This window comes from Carboxydothermus hydrogenoformans Z-2901 (genome assembly GCF_000012865.1).
GTDB lineage: Bacteria > Bacillota > Z-2901 > Carboxydothermales > Carboxydothermaceae > Carboxydothermus > Carboxydothermus hydrogenoformans.
On sequence record NC_007503.1, the window covers coordinates 1,810,743 to 1,831,855 of the forward strand.

The window sequence follows — 21,113 nt, forward strand, 5'->3', positions numbered from 1 at the left end:
AGAAATACTCAATATAAAGTACAAGCGGGAGGATAATTATGTTAAATAATCCTATACCTGCCTATATTAGAGTTAACAATCTTAAAAACCCTCTGCAAAAGGTAACCGAATTTCATCAGCTACTGGCAAAATTTAAAGACCCCGATGACATCTTAAGGGAAGTATGTTTTTACCTTAAAGATTTATGGCAGGCCTTAGGATGTAATATTGTCATCCCCAAAAACCCCAAATATGAATTTGAACTAAAGTCCCATTATTCATCTGCCGCTAAACCACTTCCGGAAAACATCAATGAAAACCAGGGGCTCAGTATTTATGTTTTTAAGGAAAAACACCCTGTTTTAATAAACGATACCACCACTTCTCCCCTTACCAACAAAGAAATAGTTAACTACTACGGTCACAAAAGTGCTATTGCAGCTCCTATGGTCGGAAAGTCTAAAACTTTGGGTGTAATTATAGTATTTCATAAAGAAAAAGAGTTTTTTACCATTGAAGACTTAGAACTTTTGACATTTTTTGCAAATCATACGGCTTACGTCATAGAAAATCTACAGCTCTTATACCGGCTGGAAAAAGGTATATATCAAGATTTCTTAACCGGCGTTTATAATTACCGTTACCTGCAGGAATGCCTTTTAAAAATAGCCGAAGACCAAACAAAGCTTCCACTTTCTGTTATCATGATCGACCTGGACAATTTTAAAAAGTTTAATGACATGTTTGGCCACAGAGCCGGTGACCAAATCATTAAAACCACCGCAAAAATCATAAAAAGTTCCGTACGCAAAAACGACCTTGTTTTTCGCTACGGTGGTGATGAGTTTGCCGTTTTACTTCCAGCAACTGACTACCAAACTGCTTTAAACGTAGCCCAAAGAATATCAGAAAAAATCAAACAATATACTTATGTTATTGAGAAAAATCGTTTTCGCGGTTTTATTAGAGCCTCGGTAGGAGCTTCAACTTTAGGGATTGCTCCGACCCCGCAAATGGTTTTGGATCTTGCCGATAAAGCCATGTACCAGATTAAAAGAAGCCGCTTTAACATTTTAAACCACATTGCTATAGAAGAAGAAATACTTTCCGATTTTAACCAGGCGGAAAAAACCTTATTTAAAACGTTAAAAGTTTTATTATCCTTAATTGACTTTAAAGACCACTATACTTTAGAACATTCCCGTCAGGTAAGCATCTTGTCTTACCATGTGGCCAAAAACTTAAACCTTGACCAGGAAAGCCTCAAAATTATTTATTTAGCAGGACTTTTACACGATGTGGGTAAAATCTGGATTGATGAAGCAATTATCAATAAACCGGGACCTCTAAACCTTTTAGAATCAGGTGCAATTAAAAAACATCCAGTTATCGGCGCCGAAATATTAAAGCCCATATCTTTTTTAAAACCTTTGATTCCAATAATTTACCACCACCATGAAAAATACGATGGCAGCGGTTATCCCGACGGTCTTTCGGGAAAAAATATCCCTTTACTTGCGCGGATAATTACTTTGGCCGATAGCTTTGACGCCATGACCTCAACCCGCCCTTACCGTGAACCTTTAAATTTCAAAGAAGCCATCCTTGAAATAAAAAAATGCAGTGGCAGCCACTTTGACCCCGACTTGCTGGATGTCTTTATAAAAACCTTATGCCAGCTAAAAAGCGAAACTACGGAGATTTTTAGCTAATCGGTTTTTAAATACCCCTTTTTTGACGTATCCAAAACCAAGAGCTACACCTTCATCGCAGATTAAATACCAGCCTTCCGACCACGGTACCGAAAAGCTTTCACCTTTTATAAATGCTTGAAGCAGCTCCCCGGGCAATTCCAGAGCACGAGTAAATTTTTTACTCAACAAACTAAAAGCTAAAGCCTGAGATGGTACAAAGCGTCCCTTTTTTATTTCGCCAAGTTCTCTGCCGGCACAAACCACCTTTAGACCGGTTATATCCGGCAAATTTTGCGGCAAGAGAAGTAATTTTTCTCCTTTAAAGGCCACTTCCGGCTCGGGTACAGTAAAATATTCCTGCCAAAACTTACTAAACTCTTCCATATTTATCTTTTTCCTTTTTGGTTTACCTTTCTTGGGTAAATGCGATTTTTTTCCGTCATCACACAATTTAACCATTCGTGCAGCAAAATGTCCTTCCCCCTTTTGTTGAAAGGGCCAGATTCTAAAGGTTTTCTGTAACTCCAGGTTACTTTCGGCCCACTCCGGTACACCCGGCGAAACCCCTTTGATTTCAATGCTTTCCAGTGCAAAGTTGGGGTTCTGTTTTAAAAACCAAGCCACCACTCTTTCGTTTTCTTCGGGATTAAAGGTACAGGTTGAATAAACCATTACCCCTCCTTCTTTTAAGAGTTTTGCTGCAGTGGTTAATAACTTTTTCTGGCGCACGCTGCACCCCAGAACATGCTCAATGGACCATTCATCGATAGCTTTGGGATTTTTTCTAAACATCCCTTCACCGGAGCACGGAGCATCCACTAAAATCCGATCAAAATAAGCTTCAAACTTTTCTTCAAGATTTGGCGGACTTTCATTTAGAACTAAAAAATTTTCATAGCCCCACCGTTCCAAATTTTCCGTTAGCACTTTAGCCCGGGAAGAATTTACTTCATTGGCAACTAAAATTCCTTCCCCTTTTAATTTGCTTAGGATTTGCGTCGATTTACCCCCGGGAGCAGCAGCCAAATCCAGTACCTTATCTCCCGGCTTTGGATCCAAAACTTCCACCGGCAGCATTGCCGAAGGCTCTTGTAAATAAAATGCCCCCGCCCAGTGCCAGGGATCTTTTCCTAAAAACATATCTTCAGAAAGATAATAACCTTCCGGGCACCAGGGAACCGTTTCTAAATATCCATAGCGTCTGTATAAATCCTCTTGGCTAATTTTTTCTGGATTAATTCTTAAACCGCGAAAAGGAGGAGCATTAATTACTTCTTTTAATTTTTCCGCTGCAGTTCCTAAAAAAGTCTGGTACTTTTCCCAAAATCCTTCCAATGGCCCCAGCCTCCACAAAACTCTGTTACATATTCAAAATAACACAAAAATTTATCCTTGCCAAAATCTTAATTTAAGGTATAATATAAACAGAATGTTCTTTCTGTGGGGGTGCGGATTTGGCAAAAAAAACTCCTGAGACAGAGATAAAACAAAAAATTTACCTGTCAGCCCGTAAACTCTTTGTTGAAAAAGGTTACCACCGGACCAGTATCCCGGATATTGTCAAAGATGCCGGGGTAAGTATTGGGGCAATTTATCACCACTTCTCTTCTAAAGAGGAATTGGCCCGCGTCATTCACGAAGATGCGGTGGAAAGTTTCTTAAGCCGGTACCAGTTACAGGTTGAAACAAAGGCCACCGCAAAAGAAAAAGTTCGTGGTTTTGTAGAAATGATGTTTAACTGGGCCGATGAAGATTTAATTACCGTTAACTACCTTTTACACGCCCGTCCCAAAGAAATTTTAGATTGCAACTTTACTATTTGCACTGCTGAAGGCTTGGAAGCCGTGAAAAAAATCGTTGAGTTTGGCCAAAAGGAAGGTACTTTTAAAGATACTGACCCGATACTTTTAGCTGCTTTTATTTCCGGCCCTGTCATGCGTATAATAGAATTAAAAACTGACGGTATTATCACCCAGCCTTTATCCAGTATCATCGATACCACTGTCCAGCTAATATTTGATGCCTTAAAAAAGTAATTTTATTTTTTAAATGCAACAGAAAGAATATTCTTTTTTATATAAATATTAGTGAAAGAATATTCTTTCTTTTAAGGAGGTGAAACGGTGTAAAGGGACTTTTGTTCTTATAATTTTTTGTTACAAGTTTCTCAAAATAATTTTTGCAGGAGGTTTTAAAAATGGAAAAATTAAAGGAAATTTTTCAGGAACGTTTTCGGGATAATTACCTCGAAAGAATTCTTTACAGCCATGACATGGGAGTTATCCCGAGTGCCGTTAAAAAGACTTTTAACTCCCTGCCCGATGCTGTAGTTCAGCCTGTAAACAAAGATGAAATTAAACAGTTAGTAATGTATGCGCAAACGGCAAAAATTCCTATTGTTCCCCGGGGCGCTGCTACCGCTGGGTTCGGAGGAGCCGTTCCCACCAAAGGTGGAATTGTGGTAGATTTTATCAGGATGAAAAAGGTTATTTCCTTTAACCCGGAAAAGCAAACCGTCACCGTTGAGCCAGGGCTTGTCTGGCAGGAGTTGGATGAGTATCTAAACCGTTACGGTTACACGTTACGGCTCTATCCTACCAGCTATCCCGGTTCCACCGTTGGCGGCTGGGTTGCCCAGGGCGGCACGGGTATCGGTAGTTATATGTTTGGAAGTTTTTTAGAAAATATCGTAGAGGTTAAGGCTATTCTCGGGGATGGAACGGAAAAAACCTTTGCGGGGGAAGAGCTAAAATTAATTTACGGTTTAGAAGGTATCACCGGCTTGATTTACGAAGTTACGATAAAAATTATGCCCAAAAAGGAAGAAGTACCCGTACTGGCAGCTTTTCCAGAGCTTGAAAGTTTAAGTGCATTAATGGATAGTTTAGAAAAAGAAAATCTTCCCCTGTGGTCCGTAAATTTAATGTCCCCGGAATTTGTAAAACTTCAGCAAAAAGCCCAAAATCACTATATTCTTCCTGAAGATAAATATTTTCTTAATTTTGTCCTGCTATCTCCAACCCAGAAAGATTTAGATAGCCTTGCGGAAACCTTAAACCGGTTTGGCGGACAAATAATGCCCTCCGCTATAGCTCAAGAGGAATGGAACAACCGTTTTTACCCGATGCGTTTAAAACGTCTTGGCCCGTCAATTGTAGCTTCCGAAGTTCTATTGCCAAAAAATCAAGCCTGGCGCTTTTTAACCGAAACAAAAAATAAGTTTAAAGGCGAATTTGCTTTTGAAGGCACTTTTGCCGCCAAAGACCAAATTACCTTTTTGGGATTTCTTTTAGCGGACGAACGAAAACTCAATTTCCCCCTGCTTTACGCTAATTCCTTAGTTGTAAATGACATGGCCTTGAAGATGCAGGGCCGGATTTTTGCCCTTGGCATGTATTTTACCGATTATGCGGAAGAGTTTTTAGGTAAGGATTTAGTGACAAAAATTTTAAGTTTTAAACAAAAAACCGACCAGAGCGGTATTTTAAACCCTGGTAAGATTCTTCCACCATCTCTGGATAAGAACTCTCCCTTAAAAGCCTTAAACGCCGCAATGAAGAGTGCTAATTTCAGTAAATCCCTTTTAGGCGGTCTCGGTAAACTATTAGGCGGCAGCAAGGAAGATAATGGCAACGGTAAAGCCATAAAGGGGCTACCGGCAGAAATGGTGGAAGAAAGTTATATTTGCGCCCAGTGCGGTTTCTGCCGAACCAATTGTACCGTCTTTATGCCCGATCCCTGGGAATCGAACTCTCCCAGAGGTAAATGGTATTTATTAAACCAGTACGCCAAAGGGGAAATTGAACTAAGCGAAGAATTAGTTAGCTCGTTAGTACTGTGTACTACCTGTAAAAAATGCAACGTAGTATGTCAAACCAATTTACCTAACGCCGAACGCTGGATTGGCCTAAGACCGATAGTTAACGAGAAGGGATATATTATCACCGGTTTGGATTTAGTTAAAGATAACGTAGTAAATACCGGAAACTTCTGGGGAGTACCAAAAGAGGCTAAAAACTGGATGCTTCCGGATATTGAATATGTGGAAGAAGGCGAAATCGCCTACTGGCCGGGCTGCTGGGCAAGTATCATAATGAAAAATATGCCGCAAAACATCGCTCGGATCATGAATAAGGCCGGCATACCTTTTGTGTACCTGGGAGAAGCAGAAGGATGCTGTGGTCTATATCATGTTCTCGGCGGTTACCAAGAAGAGTTTGCCGAAAAAGTCCGGGAAAACTACAAAAACTTTAAAGCCCGTGGCATTAAAAAGTTAATTCTCTCCTGTCCCGGCTGTTTTGCTACCTTTACCGAAAACTACCCGGAGATGGCCCACCATCTGGGGATTAACTGGGATATTGAAACCGAACATGTCACCGTATTTTTAAACCGGCTTATCGCTGAAGGAAAACTCAAATTCACTCAGCCTCTAAATGTTAAAGTAACTTACCACGATTCCTGCCATGTCGGACGGTGGTTTAACATTTACGATGAACCACGAAATGTTTTAAAAGCGTTACCGGGAGTAGAGTTAGTGGAAATGCAGCACAACCGGGAAAAAGGCCTCTGCTGCGGACTGGTAGCATCGTTTCACTCCATGCCGACCGTTGCTTATTCAGGGCAAAAGCGGATTCAGGAGGCGGAAGAAACCCAGGCAGATTATATCGTTACCAACTGTGCCGGCTGCGGTTCACAGATGAATTATACTTCTAACGCCTTAAATGCGAAAGTAAGGCAAAAAGATATCACCGATTTAGTTGCTATGGCTCTTGGAATAAATGACATTTTTGACCCTACCGAACCAATTAAAAATTACATGGAAGCTGCCGTTAAACTCTTAGCTCCCTCCTGCGTAATGCTTAAAAAATAGCAAAAAAAACGGTTCTGTCAGCCCCAGAAAATGGTGGTTGACAGAACCGTCCCTAAAATTACGCTTTGGCCAGGACATAGCGCGGTATTTTTAAAAGTAAAGCAAGCAGTACCGCTCCGCCTAAAAGGGCAGCAGAAATTTTATAGGCTATCAGATAATTCCCCGTCAGGTCTACCACTTTACCGGCTAAAAGCGGGCCCAAAACCCCTCCAATGCCCCAAGCGGTAAAAACCAAGCCATAATTTACTCCGAGATTTTTTGTTCCATAATAATCTGCCGTAGCGGAAGGGAAAAGGCTTAATAAAGCACCATAAGCTAAACCGGCAATTGCCGTACCAATAGCCATACTGCCGATGGTATGATAAGTTCCAAAGAGAAGCATATTAACACCGCCAACCAGGAAAACTAAAAGCATTGTGTTGACCCTGCCAATTCTATCGGAAGCCATTCCCGCCAATATTCTGCCGGAGGCATTAAAAATTGCCAGCAAAGCAACCAGCCAAAAGCCTTTTTCCCAGTTGGCCTGCTCTTTGGCAATGGTTGTAATATGCCCGATTATCATGAGACCCGCTGATGCAGAAAAAGCAAACATCAACCACAAAAGATAAAAACGGTAAGTTTTTAACATCTCCTGCCAGGTAAAATCCACATTAATTTTTAAAGTTTCACTGGTTACTCCTGTCGCCCGGTAACCTGCGGGAGGGTCGGTTAACAATTGAGCCAGGATAACGGTAATTACCAAAAAAATCATTCCTAAATAAATAAAAGTTCTCTCTAAGCCAAAGTGATTTAAAAACCAAGTGGTAAGGGGCGAAATATACACTGAAGCCAAGCCAAATCCGCTTACTACTATTCCGGTAATTAATCCTTTCTTCTCGGGGCCGAACCATTTTACCGCTGCCGGAGTTGCCGCCGCATAGCCAAGCCCAATTCCCGTCCCTGCCAGAATTCCAAAAGAAATAATTAAACCCGTTAAGGACGGTATTAATCCTCCCAAAATCATTCCGCTACCTATTAATATTCCCCCCACCGTTGCCACCTTGCGCGGGCCTATCTGGTCCTGAAGCCGGCCGGCAAATACCATGATAATCGCAAAAACCGCACAAGCTACGGTATAGGGAACTGCCGCCTGGGTATTGCTCCATCCCTGGGCAACTAACGCTTTTTTTATTACGCTCCAACTGTACAAAACCCCAAGCATCAAGTTAATCCCGGTACCAGCAGCCGTAACCAAAATACCCTTATTCACCTTTCCCACCTCTCTTAAATAAGTATTTTTTTAATTCCCCTACCCTCCTTTCCCAATTACTTACACTTAGATTATAGGTACCGTAACCCCCAGCAACAATAAATCTTATTTTAAAAGCTACATTTTGAGGTTAAGTTACCAAAATTTTCGGGTCAATCGCTGGAATTTTACAAAAACAGCAATTCAGACATTTATATGTGCAGTTCAAGAAAAAACCCCGCCTCTTTGGCTTTAGCCTAAAGAGGCGGGGCCGTTATCCTGGCAGCAGTATCCGGCCCTCACGCGGGATACCGCGCCAAAGTTTTAACCCTTACATTTCGGCACCAAGGCCGGTATTGGCTCGAACTGCCAGTTCGGCAAATTTTTCTTCCGCCACTTTTTCCACTTTAAGATAGCTTCCCAAGATTGCCCCTAAAAAGCCCAGCGGTACACTGACAATTCCGGGATTTTTTAAGGGGAAAATTGCTTCTTTCCCCATCACATCCGGGCCAATCATTACAAGCCCTACCGAGGCAATCAAACCTGTTAGAATACCGGTCACCACTCCGGCAGTATTAAACCGCTTCCAGAACATCGATAAAACAATAACCGGTAAGTTTGCGCTGGAAGCTACGGCAAAAGCCAAAGCTACCAGGTGAGCAACGTTCATGCCTTTGGCTAAAATTCCAATTAAGATGGATAGTATTCCAACCGTTAGTGCCGTTAGTCTTGCAACCTTCACCTGCTCGGCTTCACTGGCTTTTCCTCCCCGCAATACGTTGGTATAAAAGTCATGGGCAAAAGCCGAGGAAGCAGAAATGGTAAGGCCGGCAACTACCGCTAAAATGGTTGCAAAAGCTACTGCTGCGATAAAGGCTAAGAAAAACTCTCCTCCAACAGTTCCTGGACCACCGCCAATATACTGGGCTAAAAGGGGAGCCGCCATATTACCGCCTTTATCAAAGCTTTTTACCACATCCTGCCCTACAAAATAAGCAGCTCCAAAACCGAGAAAGGTAGTCATTATATAAAAAGCGCCAATTATCACCATTGCCCAGACCACGGATTTTCTGGCTTCCTTAGCATTGGGCACGGTGTAAAATCTAACCAGAATGTGGGGAAGACCGGCAGTACCGAAGATTAGGGCAATCCCCAGGGATATTTGATCCAGCGGATTTTTGTACAAATTCCCCGGCTCTAAAAAGCTCTGACCGTATTTTTGCGAAACTGCCCCCATAAATTTAACCAGGCTAAAGTCAAAATGGGCTAATACGGCAATCGATAGTACAATCGTACCGGTCATCAAAAGAACGGCCTTAATAATTTGCACCCAGGTGGTTGCCAGCATCCCGCCGAACACCACGTATAAAATCATCAGTAAACCTACAACAATAATTGCCGTTTCGTATTTCCAACCCAGCAGAAGCTTTATCAAGTTACCCGAACCCACCATCTGGGCAATCATATAAAAAAGGCTAACGGTAATGGTGCTTAATGCCGCTACCGACCGAACGGTTTTGTTATTCATCCGGTAGGCTAAAACATCCGCCATGGTATATTTACCTGAATTCCGTAAAGGTTCCGCTACCACCAGCAAAACCGTAAGATACGCCACCAGCCAACCCACCGAATACATAAAGCCATCATAACCATAAAGACAAATTAGTCCGGCAATTCCCAAGAACGATGCAGCACTCATATAATCGCCAGCTACCGCAATACCATTTTGCCACCCGGTAATCGATCGCCCGGCAGCGTAAAATTCCGACGTAGTTTTAGTTCTTTTCGCTGCCCAGTAAGTTATGATAAGGGTAATAAGAACAATAATGGAAAACAGGGTAAACGCCAAATTAATCTTCATCCCTACGTCCCTCCTTTAACTTCCTTAATAATTTCCTCGGCCAGGGGGTCAAACACTTTGTTAGCCTTTTGCACATATAGATAAGCTAAAATCCAGGCCATGAAGAACTGGGATAAGGCAAATAAATACGCCAGATTAATACTGCCAATTACCTGCCGCTTCATAATTCCGGGAAAATAACCCACCGAAATCGGCAGTAAGAAATAGTAAATTAGGAAAAAGATGACCCCCTTTACAATAAAACTTTTCTTTTCGGCTATGAGTTTCTGGTATTTTGGGTTCTCGTCGATATGGGATAGTTTTTCCTTTAAAAGCTGCTGCTCTCTTAAATGTTCCATAAAACCTCCTCCTTTCCGGGCTTACGCCCACGTTTTTAATATTAAAGTATTATTTTTTTAATTTTCTGACAATTGTCTCTCCTTAAACGGTTTTATTTTTAGAGCCAACTGCCTAATTTCCCCTCTTTAGTTAAAACGAAAAAATAAGAAAAACGAAAAGTGCATTTAAAACGGCTTTTTTGGCGGTTCGGGGGAATTTTAGTGACAGTAAATCCAAAAAGTTATTATATTTAAAAAAAAATCCCCTGGAAGGAGGGAATTTATTTGCCACAAACTCTATCCCATATCTATCCTTTTTCTTTGCTACCGGAAAATCTTTTAGAAGAATTAAGTAATAGCCTTACCTCCCGTAACTACCAGCCGGGCGAATATATCTTCAGGGAAAAAGAACCGGCAAGAAACGGCCTTTTTCTTGTCTTTAACGGCATTTTAGAAATTGTGGTAACCAGCGAACGCGGTCAGGACCTGGTAATCGCTCTGCGCCGTCCGGGTGAGTTTTTTGGCGAGACGGTACTTTTTAGCGGTGAACCTTACCCGGCAGGTATTCGGGCCGCAACGGAAGCCTTAATTGGGTTTATCCCGAAAAATATTTTTATGGAGATTTTAAACAAAAATCTCCCTTTTACCGCCGCCTTTAACAAAATTCTTACCGACCGTCTGCGGGATTTATATTTAGAAATATCCCGGGAAAGTCAAACGGACTCCTATTCCCCTTTAAACATTATTAAAAAAGCTTCCCAACTTATGAATCCTGAAGTGGTAAAGGCAACCCCCGGTGAGTCGATTAAAACTATAGCTAACCTCATGGCCCAGCACCAGGTAAGCTCGGTAGTTATCGTTGACAATTACAATCGCCCTTTGGGAATTATCACCGAACACGACCTTGTAAGAAAAGTTTTGGCCGAAAGTAAAACTCCTACCGACTCTTTAATAGCCTTGGACATTATGAACAAAAATCCGGCAACCATAAGCCCGGATGCTTACTACTCCCAGATTCTATTAGAAATGATTAAAAAACAAGTACGCCACCTCTTGGTAACCGAAAATGAAACCCTTTTAGGTATCATTACCTTAAAAGACCTTTTAAAGAGCCGGGAAACCGGCACCATTACCATCGTTAATTCTTTGGAGACCGCCAGTAGCCCAAAAGAAATTAAACAGGGATTGAAAGATGCCGAAGGGGTATTAACCGCTCTCGTTTCGGAAAAAGCCGGAATTGCCGAAATTTATAAAATTATGACCGAATTTTTCGACCGGGCGTACCGAAAAGCGGTAGAACTCGCTCTTACCGAAATGGAAAAAGAGTCGGGTCCTCCTCCAGCCGATTTTTGCTTTATTAACATGGGCAGTGCCGGTCGGGAAGAACAATATTTACGCACCGACCTGGATAACGGTCTTATCTGGGATAATCCTCAGGAGGAGCCCAAAATAGTTCAGGATTACTTTTTAAAACTTGGCCAAAAAATCAATAACCTGTTAATAGAAGTGGGTTTCAGTCCCTGTAAAGGCGGGGTTATGGCCAGTAATCCTTTTTGGAACGGACAAATAGTTCACTGGGAACAAAAACTTTTGGACTGGTTTTTAAACTTAACCGGAGAAAATATTCGCCTTTTTTCAATCTTTCTCGATTTTCGCCCGGTTTACGGTAATTTTAATTTAGCCGAAAAATTAAAGGAGCAGGTTTTAGAACAGCTTTCCCAAACTCCAATAGTGTTTTTCCATTTAGCCCGGGATGAGTATTTAAATAAAGTACCGCTTAACGTCTGGCACTCGTTTATTACCCCCAGATCCGGTCCACGCAAAGATATGCTTGATTTAAAAAGGCAAGGGACAATCCATTTTGTCGATGCCATCCGCCTATTTGCCTTACGGGAAAAATACTATTCCTCCAGCGCCACTTTAACCCGTTTAAAATTTTTAGAAACAAAACAGATTTTTTCCCAGGAAGAAATTGAAAATTTCCAGTTTGCCTTTGAAACCATTTCCTTATTTAGAATCAAAGAAAATTTAAGCAAAATTAAAGTAAATCTTACCCCCACAAATCTTATTAACCCTTACCATTTACCCCGCAAAGACCAAATGCTTTTAAAAGAAGCTTTAATTTACGCCCAGAAACTCCAGCAACTTACCGCCACCGCCTTCCGGGTAACCGCCTTTTAGGGAGGAATCTCATCATGATAAAATCTTTAAAAAAATTTTTAGAACAAAATAAAAACCCGCTTCGCACTAAAATTGAAACGATAAATGCCTTTTATCCTTACGACATTCCGCTTTTAAATTTAACCTATACGGTAATTGACCTGGAAACCACCGGCTTAAAACCCTTTCAGGGGGACGAAATTATCGCGATTGGTGCGGTAAAAATTATTAACGGCAACATCACCCGTCCAGCCTTTCATGCTTATGTCAACCCCCAGCGGGAAATACCAGAAGTAGTCCAAAGATTAACCGGAATTAGTCCAAAAACGGTGCAAAACGCTCCTCCCCTTACTAATACCCTGACAACTTTATTAGATTTTGCCAGAAACTCGGTTATCGTTGGGCATTCGGTAAATTTTGACCTGGCTTTTTTAAATAAACATCTAAGTTCCTTAACCGGAAAAAAACTAACCCCCCGTCTCCTGGATACCGTGGATTTAGGAATATATCTCTTCCCCCGGGAGCCAAACTATTCTTTAGAAAATTTTGCCCAAAAATTTGCCATAAGCCTCCAGGGAAGACACACAGCCCTGGGAGATGCGGTAATTTGCGCTAAAGTTTTTCTGAATTTTTTAAAAATACTTGAGTTAAAAAATATAAATACTTGGTGGCAACTTTCACAAGAGATATATAAAGTCCTATAATATTTGACACTTCTCGCCTTTTCTCTCTGAAATTTTTCACTTTTCGCCTCCTCCCGAACCATATTGACAGCGAAATTTTTTTGCAGTATATTTAAATTAGCTTACTAAAGGGAGGAAGGAGTAATGGTGGCGGAAAAAAGAAGTTTTTCACAAGCTGAGCAGGCCGAACTCCAGCGTAAGTTTGGTGCGCGGGTAAACTTTAATTACAATGAGCGAATTTTATACGATCACGATGTTGGTGCCTTACCAAGCCTAATTAAGCCATTGGTAGGTAACACCACCCCCGCTGGTATAGTCCAGCCGGAAAACGAAGAAGAGTTAATCTGGCTTTTCCAGTGGGCAAGAAATAAGAAAGTTCCCCTTACGCCAAGGGCTTCCGCTTCTTCCGGTTACGGTGGAGTTTTACCGGTTTTAGGCGGTTTGGTTATTGACTTATCCCGTTTTAATAAAATTATCGCCCATGATGAAAAAGCCCAAACGGTAACCGTCCAGGGCGGTGTGGTGTGGAAAGATTTAGAATATTATTTAAGTTTTTATGGTCTTGCCCCAAGAATGGTTCCTACCAGTGCTCCGGCTTCAACAGTTGGTGGTTGGGTAGCTCAGGAAGGTTCCGGTATCGGCAGTTACAAGTACGGCTGGTTTAAAGAAAATGTGGTTAGCGTCAGAGTTGTTTTAGCCAACGGCGAAGTCCGCACCTTTTCCGGAAAAGATTTAGATTTAATTTTTGGTACCATGGGAACTCTCGGGGTTATTACCGAAGTTACTTTAAAGGTAAAACCTCTTAAAGATACCCATGTAATTGCCGCAAACTTTAAATCGGCAAAAGATTTACAAAATTTTATTATTGATCTAGGAAAAAGCGGCCTTGACATCTGGCATGTTGGTTTTATCAATCCAACGGCTGCCGAATTAAAAAACCAGTTACCTCCCAAGGTACACCACGGGCACGAAGAAAAAGGTCCAACTTTGCCTAAAGGTTTTATTACCATCGTTGCTTTTGAAGATAGCAACATAGCCGGTAAAATAGAAAGTTTAGCTGCAAAAAATGGTGGAGAAATATTACCGGCGGAAATAACCAAGCACGAATGGGAACAGCGTTATAACCCCATGAAAGTTAAACGAATTGGTCCTTCGTTAGTGCCGGCAGAAGTCGTGATTCCCAAGAATCGCTTAAGTGAAGTATTTAGTGAGTTTGAACGCTTGATTTCTCTTCCTTTAGTCGTCGAAGGTACGGTTGTAGGCGATAGTGAAATTGTCCTTTTAGGCTTTATCCCGCACGATGAACGGAAGTTTTCTTTCAACTTTGCCTATAGCCTATCTCTTACCGTCTTAAAAACTGCGAAAAAGTTTGGCGGCAGGAGCTACGCCGCAGGGCTTTATTTAGCTAATGAAGCTCCAGCGGTATATGGCGAAAGGTTACAAAAAATTAAAGAACTAAAAGCTAAAGTGGACCCCGACGGTTTATTTAACCCCTTGAAGCTTGAAGGAAAAGGCATCATTAATACGATTATGTCCCTGGCCAATACTTTTGAAGGGGTAGCCCGGTGGTTTGGCAATAAAGCAAAACCCGATTTAGGAGAAAAATTCGAAGCGAAAAACGGAATCCCCGGAAACGTCGCCTGGTATGCTTATGCCTGTGCCCAGTGCGGTTACTGCCGCAACGTATGTACTCTATATGACGGCCGGGGTTGGGAATCAGCAAGCCCCCGGGGTAAATGGTCGTTTATTCGCAAGGTAATTGAAGGTAAAGCCAAGTTTGACCAAAAAATGGTTGATACTTTCCTGCTCTGTACTACCTGCGAGAAGTGTGACTTTGTTTGTCAGTTAGATTTACCCATTGAACCGTCCTGGGGAGTCCTGCGGGGCGACCTTGTAATGGAAAAAGGTTATATGACCTTCCCGGCCTTTGAAATGATGGCTGCCAGTTTGCAAAAAGACATCAACATCTGGGCGGGCTTTCGGGAAGACCGGGATAAATGGGTTCCCGAAGACTTAAGAGGCAAAATTAAAGACAAAGCTGAAATCGCTTATTTTGCCGGTTGCACTGCAAGTTACGTAGAAAACGACATTGCCATTGCTTCTGCACGGCTTTTAGATGCGGCAGGCATTGAGTTTACCTACCTTGGCAAAGATGAAGCTTGCTGCGGTATACCCATGTTAGTTTCCGGGCGCTGGGATGTATTCCAGGAAATTGTTAAGCACAACATTACTGAAGCTAAAAAACGGGGTGTAAAAACGGTTGTAACTTCCTGCCCCGCCTGCTGGTTATCGTGGCATGACCTTTACCCCGAATGGGCGAAAAAACTCGGTCTTGAATACGATATTGAAGCCAAGCATTATTCACAAGTGTTAGAAGAAAAAATTAAATCCGGCGAGCTTAAATTCACCCATGAAGTCAACGCCCGGGTTACTTTCCACGACTCGTGCCATATCGGTCGGGCGGGAGGAGTTTACGAACCACCTCGGGAGCTTATTAAAGCGATACCCGGTGTAGAGTTCGTGGAAATGGAACATAACCGGGAAAATGCCCTCTGCTGCGGTAGCGTGTTAACCCGGATTGGCGAATCCCACCCAACTTCCGATAAATTAGGTGGAAAGCGGGTAAACGAAGCCGTTAAAGTTAACGCTGATATGCTTATAGCACTCTGTCCTTGCTGCCAGTTTCAGTTAAGGGTAGCTGCCGATAAAAACAACATCGATATGCCGGTAGTCGACTTAGCTGCCTTTGCTGCCAAGGGTTTGGGAATTGAGTTACCAAACCCCACTCCTTACGCATTAGAGTTGTGGGCCGTATTTGAAAAGATGATTGCTTTAATGACTCCGGAAGGCTTTGCTCAAGTTATGAAAGCTCTCTTCCCGCAAATGTTTAAAGCGATGCCTGGCTACATGGTAACAATGATGAAAGTTATGCGGGTAATCCCCGGCGGGCTTTCCTTAATGAAGCCAATGATGCCTAAGATGATGCCGATGTTGATGCCAATGGTAATGCCCAAGGTGCTTCCGGATATGCTAAGAGAGGTGGAAAAACGGATTCCGATGCCCGATTACATGAAGCGGCAAATGCCCAACCTGATGCCCGTAGTTATGGATCGGTTGATGCCCAAAATGCTGCCGGATGTAGCAAAACTTGTTACCGATGAAATGATTTCGTATATTAAGACCAGCTTGTAATTGCCGGCTCTGGTAGTTAAAAAGCCCTGCAGTTTTCCTGCAGGGCTTTTTTGTTAAGGTGTTTCCACGCTTCTGGGCTTTATTTGAGAAATTTGGCGGTCTTTAGTATTTAGGTCTTTTTCACCCACCTCGTCTAAATAACTTAATAACAACGCTTTAAATTCCCTTTTGAATTTTTCGTATTCCTGGTTTAATCTTTCGTATTCTTCCATAATTTTTTGCACTTCTAACTTAGCTTGACTTATCATTTCTCCTTTTTGATTTTGCGCCGTTTTAAGAATAATTTCCGCTTCTTTTTTAGCGTTTTCGATTATTTCTCCTGCAGTTTTTTCCGCCACAATTAAAGCTTGATTTATTCTGTCTTCTAAAAGCTTAAAGTTTGCTAATTGCTGTTCTTTAGCCTCAAGTAACTCTTTTAACCGTTGATTCTCGGCAAGAAGTTTTTCTAAATCCTGGGCTACCATTTCTAAAATATTATCCACTGCTTCCGGCTCGTACCCCCGAAAAACCCTTTTAAATTCTTTTGCCCTGATCTCCACCGGCAGCTGCATTTATAACCCTCCCAAAATTTAAAGGTATCGTCTTAATATTACCTTATTGCGCCCGCTTTTACTAACTCCTGCAATTTCAAGAACTTCCACCCTGCCCCGTCCTCTTAAAGAGATTACATCGCCCGGAGCAACCTCATACGAAGGTTTAACCTGCAATTTCCAGTTAACCCTTACTTTTTGTCCTTCGATTTCCTTCACCATCTGGCTTCGGGAAATTCCAAATCCGCTGGCTCCTACACTATCAAGTCTTAAGGATTTCACAAAAGCGACAACTTCCCGGGTTTTGGCTTCGGGTAACAAAAGCTCTTCCCGAACGATTTCCTTAACAGTAACACCTACCCGGTGGACTTTGTCTAACTGTTGAATTAAATATGGTACCAAATCCCGGTCTACCACCACCTGGCAACCATTGGGAATAAGAATTAAATCACCAACCTTCTCCCTTTTTATCCCCGTGCCCAGGATCGCTCCCAAAAAATCCCGGTGAGTTACCGCTTGAAATTTAAAGTTCCCCGTTATTTCTATAAATCCAAGATTAAGCTCTACATCTTCAGGAAAAACATAGATGGGGTAAAAGGCAAAACGCACTTTTTCCGCATTGGGATAACCGCCATCTACTTTATAATTTACTTCAGGATAGTTTCTTAATAAGTCCCTGGTAAGAGAAGCTGCAGCCGGATCAAGAAAGTCGGTCAATACAATCTGCCCTTTGGCAGCTCGGGAAAGCAGGTCCTCAATTTCGGCTTGATTAAAATCCATGCTATCACCCCAGCATTAACAGTAACTGTAAAACTGCCATTCTCATTACTTCAAGAACAAAAAACGCCACAATTGGAGAAAAATCAATCATACCTACCGGTGGAATAAGCCGCCGAAAAAGATTTAAATAAGGGTCGGTTAGCGAGGTAATAAAATTAACCACTGGATGATAGGTATTAACCGGAATCCAGGTAAGTAAAACGCGGATAATAATAAGCCAGCCATAAATATTAAAGGCTAAGTTAACAAAATCCGTTAAAAAATTCATGTTCCACCTCTATTTAAGTAAGATTTTTGGCCCGTTCGTAAGCACTTTCTAAGCAGTCAGCAAACATGCCTCGAATCCCCTGTTTTTCCAATTGGTATAAACCCGCCGCCGTGGTCCCACCGGGGGTTACTACCGCATCCCGGAGAATTCCCGGATGTTCCTGAGTTTCTTTGAGCATTGCTCCTGCCCCTATCAAAGTCTGGACAACCGCGCTCCTTGCCACATCCCGTGGAAGACCCAAGCGGACCGCTCCATCAATTAATGCTTCCGCTACTAAATAAATATAAGCAGGTCCACTTCCCGCTAAGGCTGTAATCTGATCAAAATATTTCTCTTCGAGAAACACCACTTCTCCTAAAGAATCAAAAATTTCCGCTAATAAAGCATTTGCTTTGGATGGCGTAATCGCTATAAAACCCTGGCCAATTAAAGCCGGAGTATTGGGCATTACCCTTACCACCTCACATTCGCCAGGAACCCCCCACTCGGCTATTTTTTTCAAGGAAACCCCGGCCGCCACTGAAACTAAAATTTTACCGGAAAGCCCCGGAGAGATTTCTTTTATCACACTTTCTACCAGGTACGGCTTTACCGCAACAATGACCACATCAGCTTTTTTAACCAGTAGTTCATTGGTAACCGGCTCTGCCTGCTCTAAAAAAGGTTTTAAACACTCCTGATTTTTATCGGACAGGTAAAGTTTTTTTATCGGAGAAGGTTGTTGTTTTAATAAGCCCCGGGCAATTGCCCCGCCCATTTGGCCAACACCAATTATTCCTACAGCTGGTTTCATAGTTACTCCTCCACTTTATTTAAAAGGGTTAAAAAAGGTTTTATCCCGAAACTCCCGCATTTCCCCCTCGATTAAAACATTTTGGGGAGCAAATAAATAAATCTGGGGGTTAATTTTGTGCAAATGCCCACCCAAAGCATAGGTAGTGCCCATTAGGAAATCAATAATTCTGCGGCCCAATTCCCCATCAATTCGCTCTAAATTCACCACCACCGGACTTCCGGATTTTAAACTGTCCGCAATACCTTGCACTTCATCAAAACTCCTGGGTTCAAAAACCATCATCTTGAGCATGCTCATTCCCGGCAAAGCAACTAAATTAGCTTTCCCTCTTACTTTTTTCGCCGGTTCTTTTTCTACGTACTCTTCTTCTTCCTCTTCACTAAATCCCATAAAATTTAAGACTTTATCCAAAAAACCTCCTGACATAAATACCCTCCCCTTTAATACTTTCTCTCCCCAAAAAGCAAGGTACCCAGGCGAATAATATTGGCACCTTCCTCCACCGCCACTTTATAGTCGTTAGACATGCCCATAGAAAGGTACTGGAATTTATCGTTTTCCGGGTCTTTAGCCTTAAGCTTCAAAAAAAGCTCCCGCATAGCCCGGAAAACCGGTCGCACTTCTTCGGGATTTTCCACGTACGGTGCTACGGTCATTAAACCAGATACCTCAAGATTCTTAAAGTTTTCCCGAACTTCAAAGTAAAAATCCTCTACTTCTTCCGGCATTAAGCCAAATTTTGTCTCCTCCTTTGCCATGTTAACTTCTAAAAGAACCGGAACGTTAATCCCCAATCTATAAGCACGCTTATTTATTTCCTCTGCTAAATTGTAGCGATCCAATGAATGAATAAGTACAACTTTTCCTAAAATTTTATTAATTTTGTTGGTTTGCAGGTGACCGATAAAATGCCACTCTAAGTTGGGAAGCTTCTCATACTTTTCCAAAAACTCCTGAACTTTGTTCTCACCAAAAGCCTCTACACCCGCTTTACTTGCCTCTTTAATCCTTTCCACATCCACCGTTTTGGTAACTCCTAATATTTTTACCTTACTTCCTGGGCGTATTTTCGCAATCTCCCGCTTAACTTCCTGAAGCTTTTGGGATATTTCCATAATTGATCCTCCACCCTGAAATATTAATGAAACTTGTCCCCGGGTTGGACAAGAAAGGGACGGATTAAATACTTCTTCCCTATTAATTCGTCCTTGGACTCCTTTTCTCCTTCTACCAAAACATTATTTTCCCTGCTAAGTACTACTTTTACGGGAGTTAAAACGACTTCTTCATTCTTAAGCGTATAAATATAAGTTTTTCCGGCAATTTGTTTCACCGCCGAAACCGGAACCCAAAAACCGCTATACTCTTTGGTTTTAATAAATACCGAAACCTTTCTCTGATTTAACAGCTCATCAGGGTAAAAATTAATGGAAAATAACGCAACTTCGCCATTTTTCCGGAGAAAATTAGCCTTTAACTCATACTTTTCATTAATATTCAGGCGGTACTCTCGCCCTTCTACTAAGTTATCGCGTAAAGATAACTTAGGTATCACCAAGAGAATCGGATTTAAATTATCGATAATTTTTCCTAAAGGCTGCCCTTCCACAGCATCTCCTTCGACTTTCCTGGGTTGGTAGAGTTCCAGAATTTTACTGGGGTTTAAAGTTTCAATATTATCGGGGCCAATAAACTCCAAACCATCGGTATTGGGAACAAATATTCCGTTTACCTTTGCTTTAACCGGAATAATTTTTTGACTGGCATTATCCTTTATTTTGACAATTGTATCTCCTTTTCTAACCTTTTTCCAGGCAAGAAGAAGTTCAACCTTTCCGTTAGCTTCGGCATAAACGGGAACTTCATTTTTAAAAAGAAACCCTTCGGTTCTAACCCCATCTTCAAAAACTTTCCACTCCAAATAACCAACCGGGTTAAAGTTTTGTACTAAAAGAGTTTTTCCAAAATTTAAAAGAATAAACGCAACAAAACTGCCCATTAAAAAGTAAATAAGAACCTTTTTGTTTCTTTTCTTTTTTTTCCTTTTTTTCTTTAGAAAAACAACTTTCGCGTTATTCATTTAATTCGCCCCATTACAGGTTTAAATCGAACCTTTCTCCGGTAACCAGGTAAATAACCGCCTCACCAATATTGGTAGCATAGTCGGCAATCCGTTCCAAAAAACGGGCAACAAATAACAGTGAAGTAGCCTGAGCAATGGTTTTGGGGTCCTCCATCATATAAGTCAGCAACTCCCTGAAAACCTGCGAGTAAAGATGATCAACTTCATCATCTAACGAACACATATATTTTGCTTTATCCACATCGGAACGGACATAAGCATCCAACCCTTCCTTTACCATTTGCTGGGATATTTTGGCCATTCGCGGAATATCAACTAAAGGTTTAATAAGCGGCTGTCCTGCTATCCTCTTAGTTACTCGAGCTATATCCACCGCGTGGTCGCCCATTCTTTCCAGGTTCGTTATGATTTTTATCCCGGTAATTATCCGCCTTAAATCCCGGGCTATTGGTTGTTGCGTGGCTATTAAGGTGACCAAACGATCTTCAATTTCCGTTTCTAAATAGTTAATATCCCGGTCCCCGTTAATTACCCTTTGAGCTAAATCCACATCTTGTTTGGCCAGAGATTCAACCGCATCATAAATTGCCCTTTCCACCATGCTACCCATCCGTAATATTTCGTTTTCCAATTCATTTAACGCTTTATCAAAATTTTGCCGAGCTGTCATTA

Annotated in this window: 18 protein-coding genes; 6 read left to right on the top strand and 12 right to left on the bottom strand. The window is 41.7% G+C overall.

Annotated features, from left to right (window positions below):
• Window positions 1-38: 38 nt before the first annotated feature.
• Window positions 39-1,691, top strand: coding sequence for a diguanylate cyclase (locus CHY_RS09435; protein ID WP_011344920.1), 1,653 nt, complete (start codon window positions 39-41; stop codon window positions 1,689-1,691).
• Here CHY_RS09435 and CHY_RS09440 read toward each other — a convergent pair.
• Window positions 1,659-3,008, bottom strand: a complete 1,350-nt coding sequence (locus CHY_RS09440) for an RsmB/NOP family class I SAM-dependent RNA methyltransferase (protein ID WP_011344921.1) — start codon at window positions 3,006-3,008, stop codon at window positions 1,659-1,661. The two genes, CHY_RS09435 and CHY_RS09440, sit on opposite strands and share 33 nt — an antisense overlap.
• A gap of 119 nt (window positions 3,009-3,127) precedes the next feature.
• Between CHY_RS09440 and CHY_RS09445 the strand changes: the two genes are divergently transcribed.
• Window positions 3,128-3,709: a TetR/AcrR family transcriptional regulator gene (locus tag CHY_RS09445; protein WP_011344922.1), complete on the top strand. Its 582-nt coding sequence runs from the start codon at window positions 3,128-3,130 to the stop codon at window positions 3,707-3,709.
• 161 nt (window positions 3,710-3,870) lie between these two features.
• Window positions 3,871-6,543 (top strand): FAD-binding and (Fe-S)-binding domain-containing protein, encoded by a 2,673-nt coding sequence (locus CHY_RS09450; protein WP_011344923.1) that lies wholly within the window; start codon window positions 3,871-3,873, stop codon window positions 6,541-6,543.
• Window positions 6,544-6,601: 58 nt separating this feature from the next.
• Here the strand turns inward: CHY_RS09450 and CHY_RS09455 are convergent, their stop codons facing one another.
• The 3 genes from CHY_RS09455 to CHY_RS09465 form a co-directional block, all read right to left on the bottom strand.
• Window positions 6,602-7,801, bottom strand: coding sequence for an L-lactate MFS transporter (locus CHY_RS09455; RefSeq protein WP_011344924.1), 1,200 nt, complete (start codon window positions 7,799-7,801; stop codon window positions 6,602-6,604).
• Window positions 7,802-8,102: 301 nt separating this feature from the next.
• Window positions 8,103-9,632: a solute symporter family protein gene (locus CHY_RS09460; RefSeq protein WP_011344925.1), complete on the bottom strand. Its 1,530-nt coding sequence runs from the start codon at window positions 9,630-9,632 to the stop codon at window positions 8,103-8,105.
• 2 nt (window positions 9,633-9,634) lie between these two features.
• Entirely contained in the window at window positions 9,635-9,970 is a 336-nt protein-coding gene (locus CHY_RS09465; protein WP_011344926.1) for a DUF485 domain-containing protein, read from the bottom strand.
• A 264-nt stretch (window positions 9,971-10,234) separates the two neighbouring features.
• On the opposite strand from CHY_RS09465, the gene CHY_RS09470 reads away from it, so the two are divergent.
• From CHY_RS09470 to CHY_RS09480, 3 genes are all read left to right on the top strand, one after another.
• Entirely contained in the window at window positions 10,235-12,130 is a 1,896-nt protein-coding gene (locus tag CHY_RS09470) for a DUF294 nucleotidyltransferase-like domain-containing protein (protein WP_011344927.1), read from the top strand.
• Window positions 12,131-12,144: 14 nt separating this feature from the next.
• Window positions 12,145-12,813, top strand: coding sequence for a 3'-5' exonuclease (locus CHY_RS09475; protein WP_011344928.1), 669 nt, complete (start codon window positions 12,145-12,147; stop codon window positions 12,811-12,813).
• 123 nt (window positions 12,814-12,936) lie between these two features.
• Window positions 12,937-15,984: an FAD-binding and (Fe-S)-binding domain-containing protein gene (locus CHY_RS09480; protein WP_011344929.1), complete on the top strand. Its 3,048-nt coding sequence runs from the start codon at window positions 12,937-12,939 to the stop codon at window positions 15,982-15,984.
• Window positions 15,985-16,037: 53 nt separating this feature from the next.
• On the opposite strand, the gene CHY_RS09485 is transcribed toward CHY_RS09480, so the two are convergent.
• From CHY_RS09485 to phoU, 8 genes are read right to left on the bottom strand one after another with little or no spacing between them, the layout of a single operon-like run.
• The gene (locus CHY_RS09485; RefSeq protein WP_011344930.1) at window positions 16,038-16,535 is read right to left on the bottom strand and encodes a DivIVA domain-containing protein; all 498 of its coding nucleotides are present in this window, start codon (window positions 16,533-16,535) and stop codon (window positions 16,038-16,040) included.
• Window positions 16,536-16,553: 18 nt separating this feature from the next.
• The gene (locus tag CHY_RS09490; RefSeq protein WP_011344931.1) at window positions 16,554-17,294 is read right to left on the bottom strand and encodes an RNA-binding protein; all 741 of its coding nucleotides are present in this window, start codon (window positions 17,292-17,294) and stop codon (window positions 16,554-16,556) included.
• Window positions 17,295-17,298: 4 nt separating this feature from the next.
• Window positions 17,299-17,562 carry a YggT family protein gene (locus tag CHY_RS09495; RefSeq protein ID WP_011344932.1) on the bottom strand — a complete coding sequence of 88 codons (264 nt, stop codon included), beginning with the start codon at window positions 17,560-17,562 and terminating at the stop codon, window positions 17,299-17,301.
• Window positions 17,563-17,575: 13 nt separating this feature from the next.
• Window positions 17,576-18,355 (bottom strand): pyrroline-5-carboxylate reductase, encoded by a 780-nt coding sequence (gene proC / locus CHY_RS09500; RefSeq protein ID WP_011344933.1) that lies wholly within the window; start codon window positions 18,353-18,355, stop codon window positions 17,576-17,578.
• A gap of 15 nt (window positions 18,356-18,370) precedes the next feature.
• Window positions 18,371-18,784: a cell division protein SepF gene (locus tag CHY_RS09505; RefSeq protein WP_011344934.1), complete on the bottom strand. Its 414-nt coding sequence runs from the start codon at window positions 18,782-18,784 to the stop codon at window positions 18,371-18,373.
• Window positions 18,785-18,798: 14 nt separating this feature from the next.
• Window positions 18,799-19,473: a YggS family pyridoxal phosphate-dependent enzyme gene (locus tag CHY_RS09510; protein ID WP_011344935.1), complete on the bottom strand. Its 675-nt coding sequence runs from the start codon at window positions 19,471-19,473 to the stop codon at window positions 18,799-18,801.
• Between the two features lie 23 nt (window positions 19,474-19,496).
• Window positions 19,497-20,438, bottom strand: coding sequence for an HlyD family efflux transporter periplasmic adaptor subunit (locus CHY_RS09515; RefSeq protein WP_011344936.1), 942 nt, complete (start codon window positions 20,436-20,438; stop codon window positions 19,497-19,499).
• 13 nt (window positions 20,439-20,451) lie between these two features.
• Window positions 20,452-21,111, bottom strand: a complete 660-nt coding sequence (gene phoU, locus CHY_RS09520) for a phosphate signaling complex protein PhoU (protein WP_011344937.1) — start codon at window positions 21,109-21,111, stop codon at window positions 20,452-20,454.
• Window positions 21,112-21,113: the final 2 nt, after the last annotated feature.

What these genes read in the sequence shown, in the direction of transcription:
- CHY_RS09435 (WP_011344920.1), top strand. Translation starts at nt 39, where the DNA reads ATGTTAAATAATCCTATACCTGCCTATATTAGAGTTAACAATCTTAAA.
- CHY_RS09450 (WP_011344923.1), top strand. Translation starts at nt 3,871, where the DNA reads ATGGAAAAATTAAAGGAAATTTTTCAGGAACGTTTTCGGGATAATTAC.
- CHY_RS09460 (WP_011344925.1), bottom strand. Translation starts at nt 9,632, where the DNA reads ATGAAGATTAATTTGGCGTTTACCCTGTTTTCCATTATTGTTCTTATT.
- CHY_RS09465 (WP_011344926.1), bottom strand. Translation starts at nt 9,970, where the DNA reads ATGGAACATTTAAGAGAGCAGCAGCTTTTAAAGGAAAAACTATCCCAT.
- CHY_RS09475 (WP_011344928.1), top strand. Translation starts at nt 12,145, where the DNA reads ATGATAAAATCTTTAAAAAAATTTTTAGAACAAAATAAAAACCCGCTT.
- CHY_RS09480 (WP_011344929.1), top strand. Translation starts at nt 12,937, where the DNA reads ATGGTGGCGGAAAAAAGAAGTTTTTCACAAGCTGAGCAGGCCGAACTC.
- CHY_RS09485 (WP_011344930.1), bottom strand. Translation starts at nt 16,535, where the DNA reads ATGCAGCTGCCGGTGGAGATCAGGGCAAAAGAATTTAAAAGGGTTTTT.
- CHY_RS09490 (WP_011344931.1), bottom strand. Translation starts at nt 17,294, where the DNA reads ATGGATTTTAATCAAGCCGAAATTGAGGACCTGCTTTCCCGAGCTGCC.
- CHY_RS09495 (WP_011344932.1), bottom strand. Translation starts at nt 17,562, where the DNA reads ATGAATTTTTTAACGGATTTTGTTAACTTAGCCTTTAATATTTATGGC.
- proC (WP_011344933.1), bottom strand. Translation starts at nt 18,355, where the DNA reads ATGAAACCAGCTGTAGGAATAATTGGTGTTGGCCAAATGGGCGGGGCA.
- CHY_RS09505 (WP_011344934.1), bottom strand. Translation starts at nt 18,784, where the DNA reads ATGTCAGGAGGTTTTTTGGATAAAGTCTTAAATTTTATGGGATTTAGT.
- CHY_RS09510 (WP_011344935.1), bottom strand. Translation starts at nt 19,473, where the DNA reads ATGGAAATATCCCAAAAGCTTCAGGAAGTTAAGCGGGAGATTGCGAAA.
- CHY_RS09515 (WP_011344936.1), bottom strand. Translation starts at nt 20,438, where the DNA reads ATGAATAACGCGAAAGTTGTTTTTCTAAAGAAAAAAAGGAAAAAAAAG.
- phoU (WP_011344937.1), bottom strand. Translation starts at nt 21,111, where the DNA reads ATGACAGCTCGGCAAAATTTTGATAAAGCGTTAAATGAATTGGAAAAC.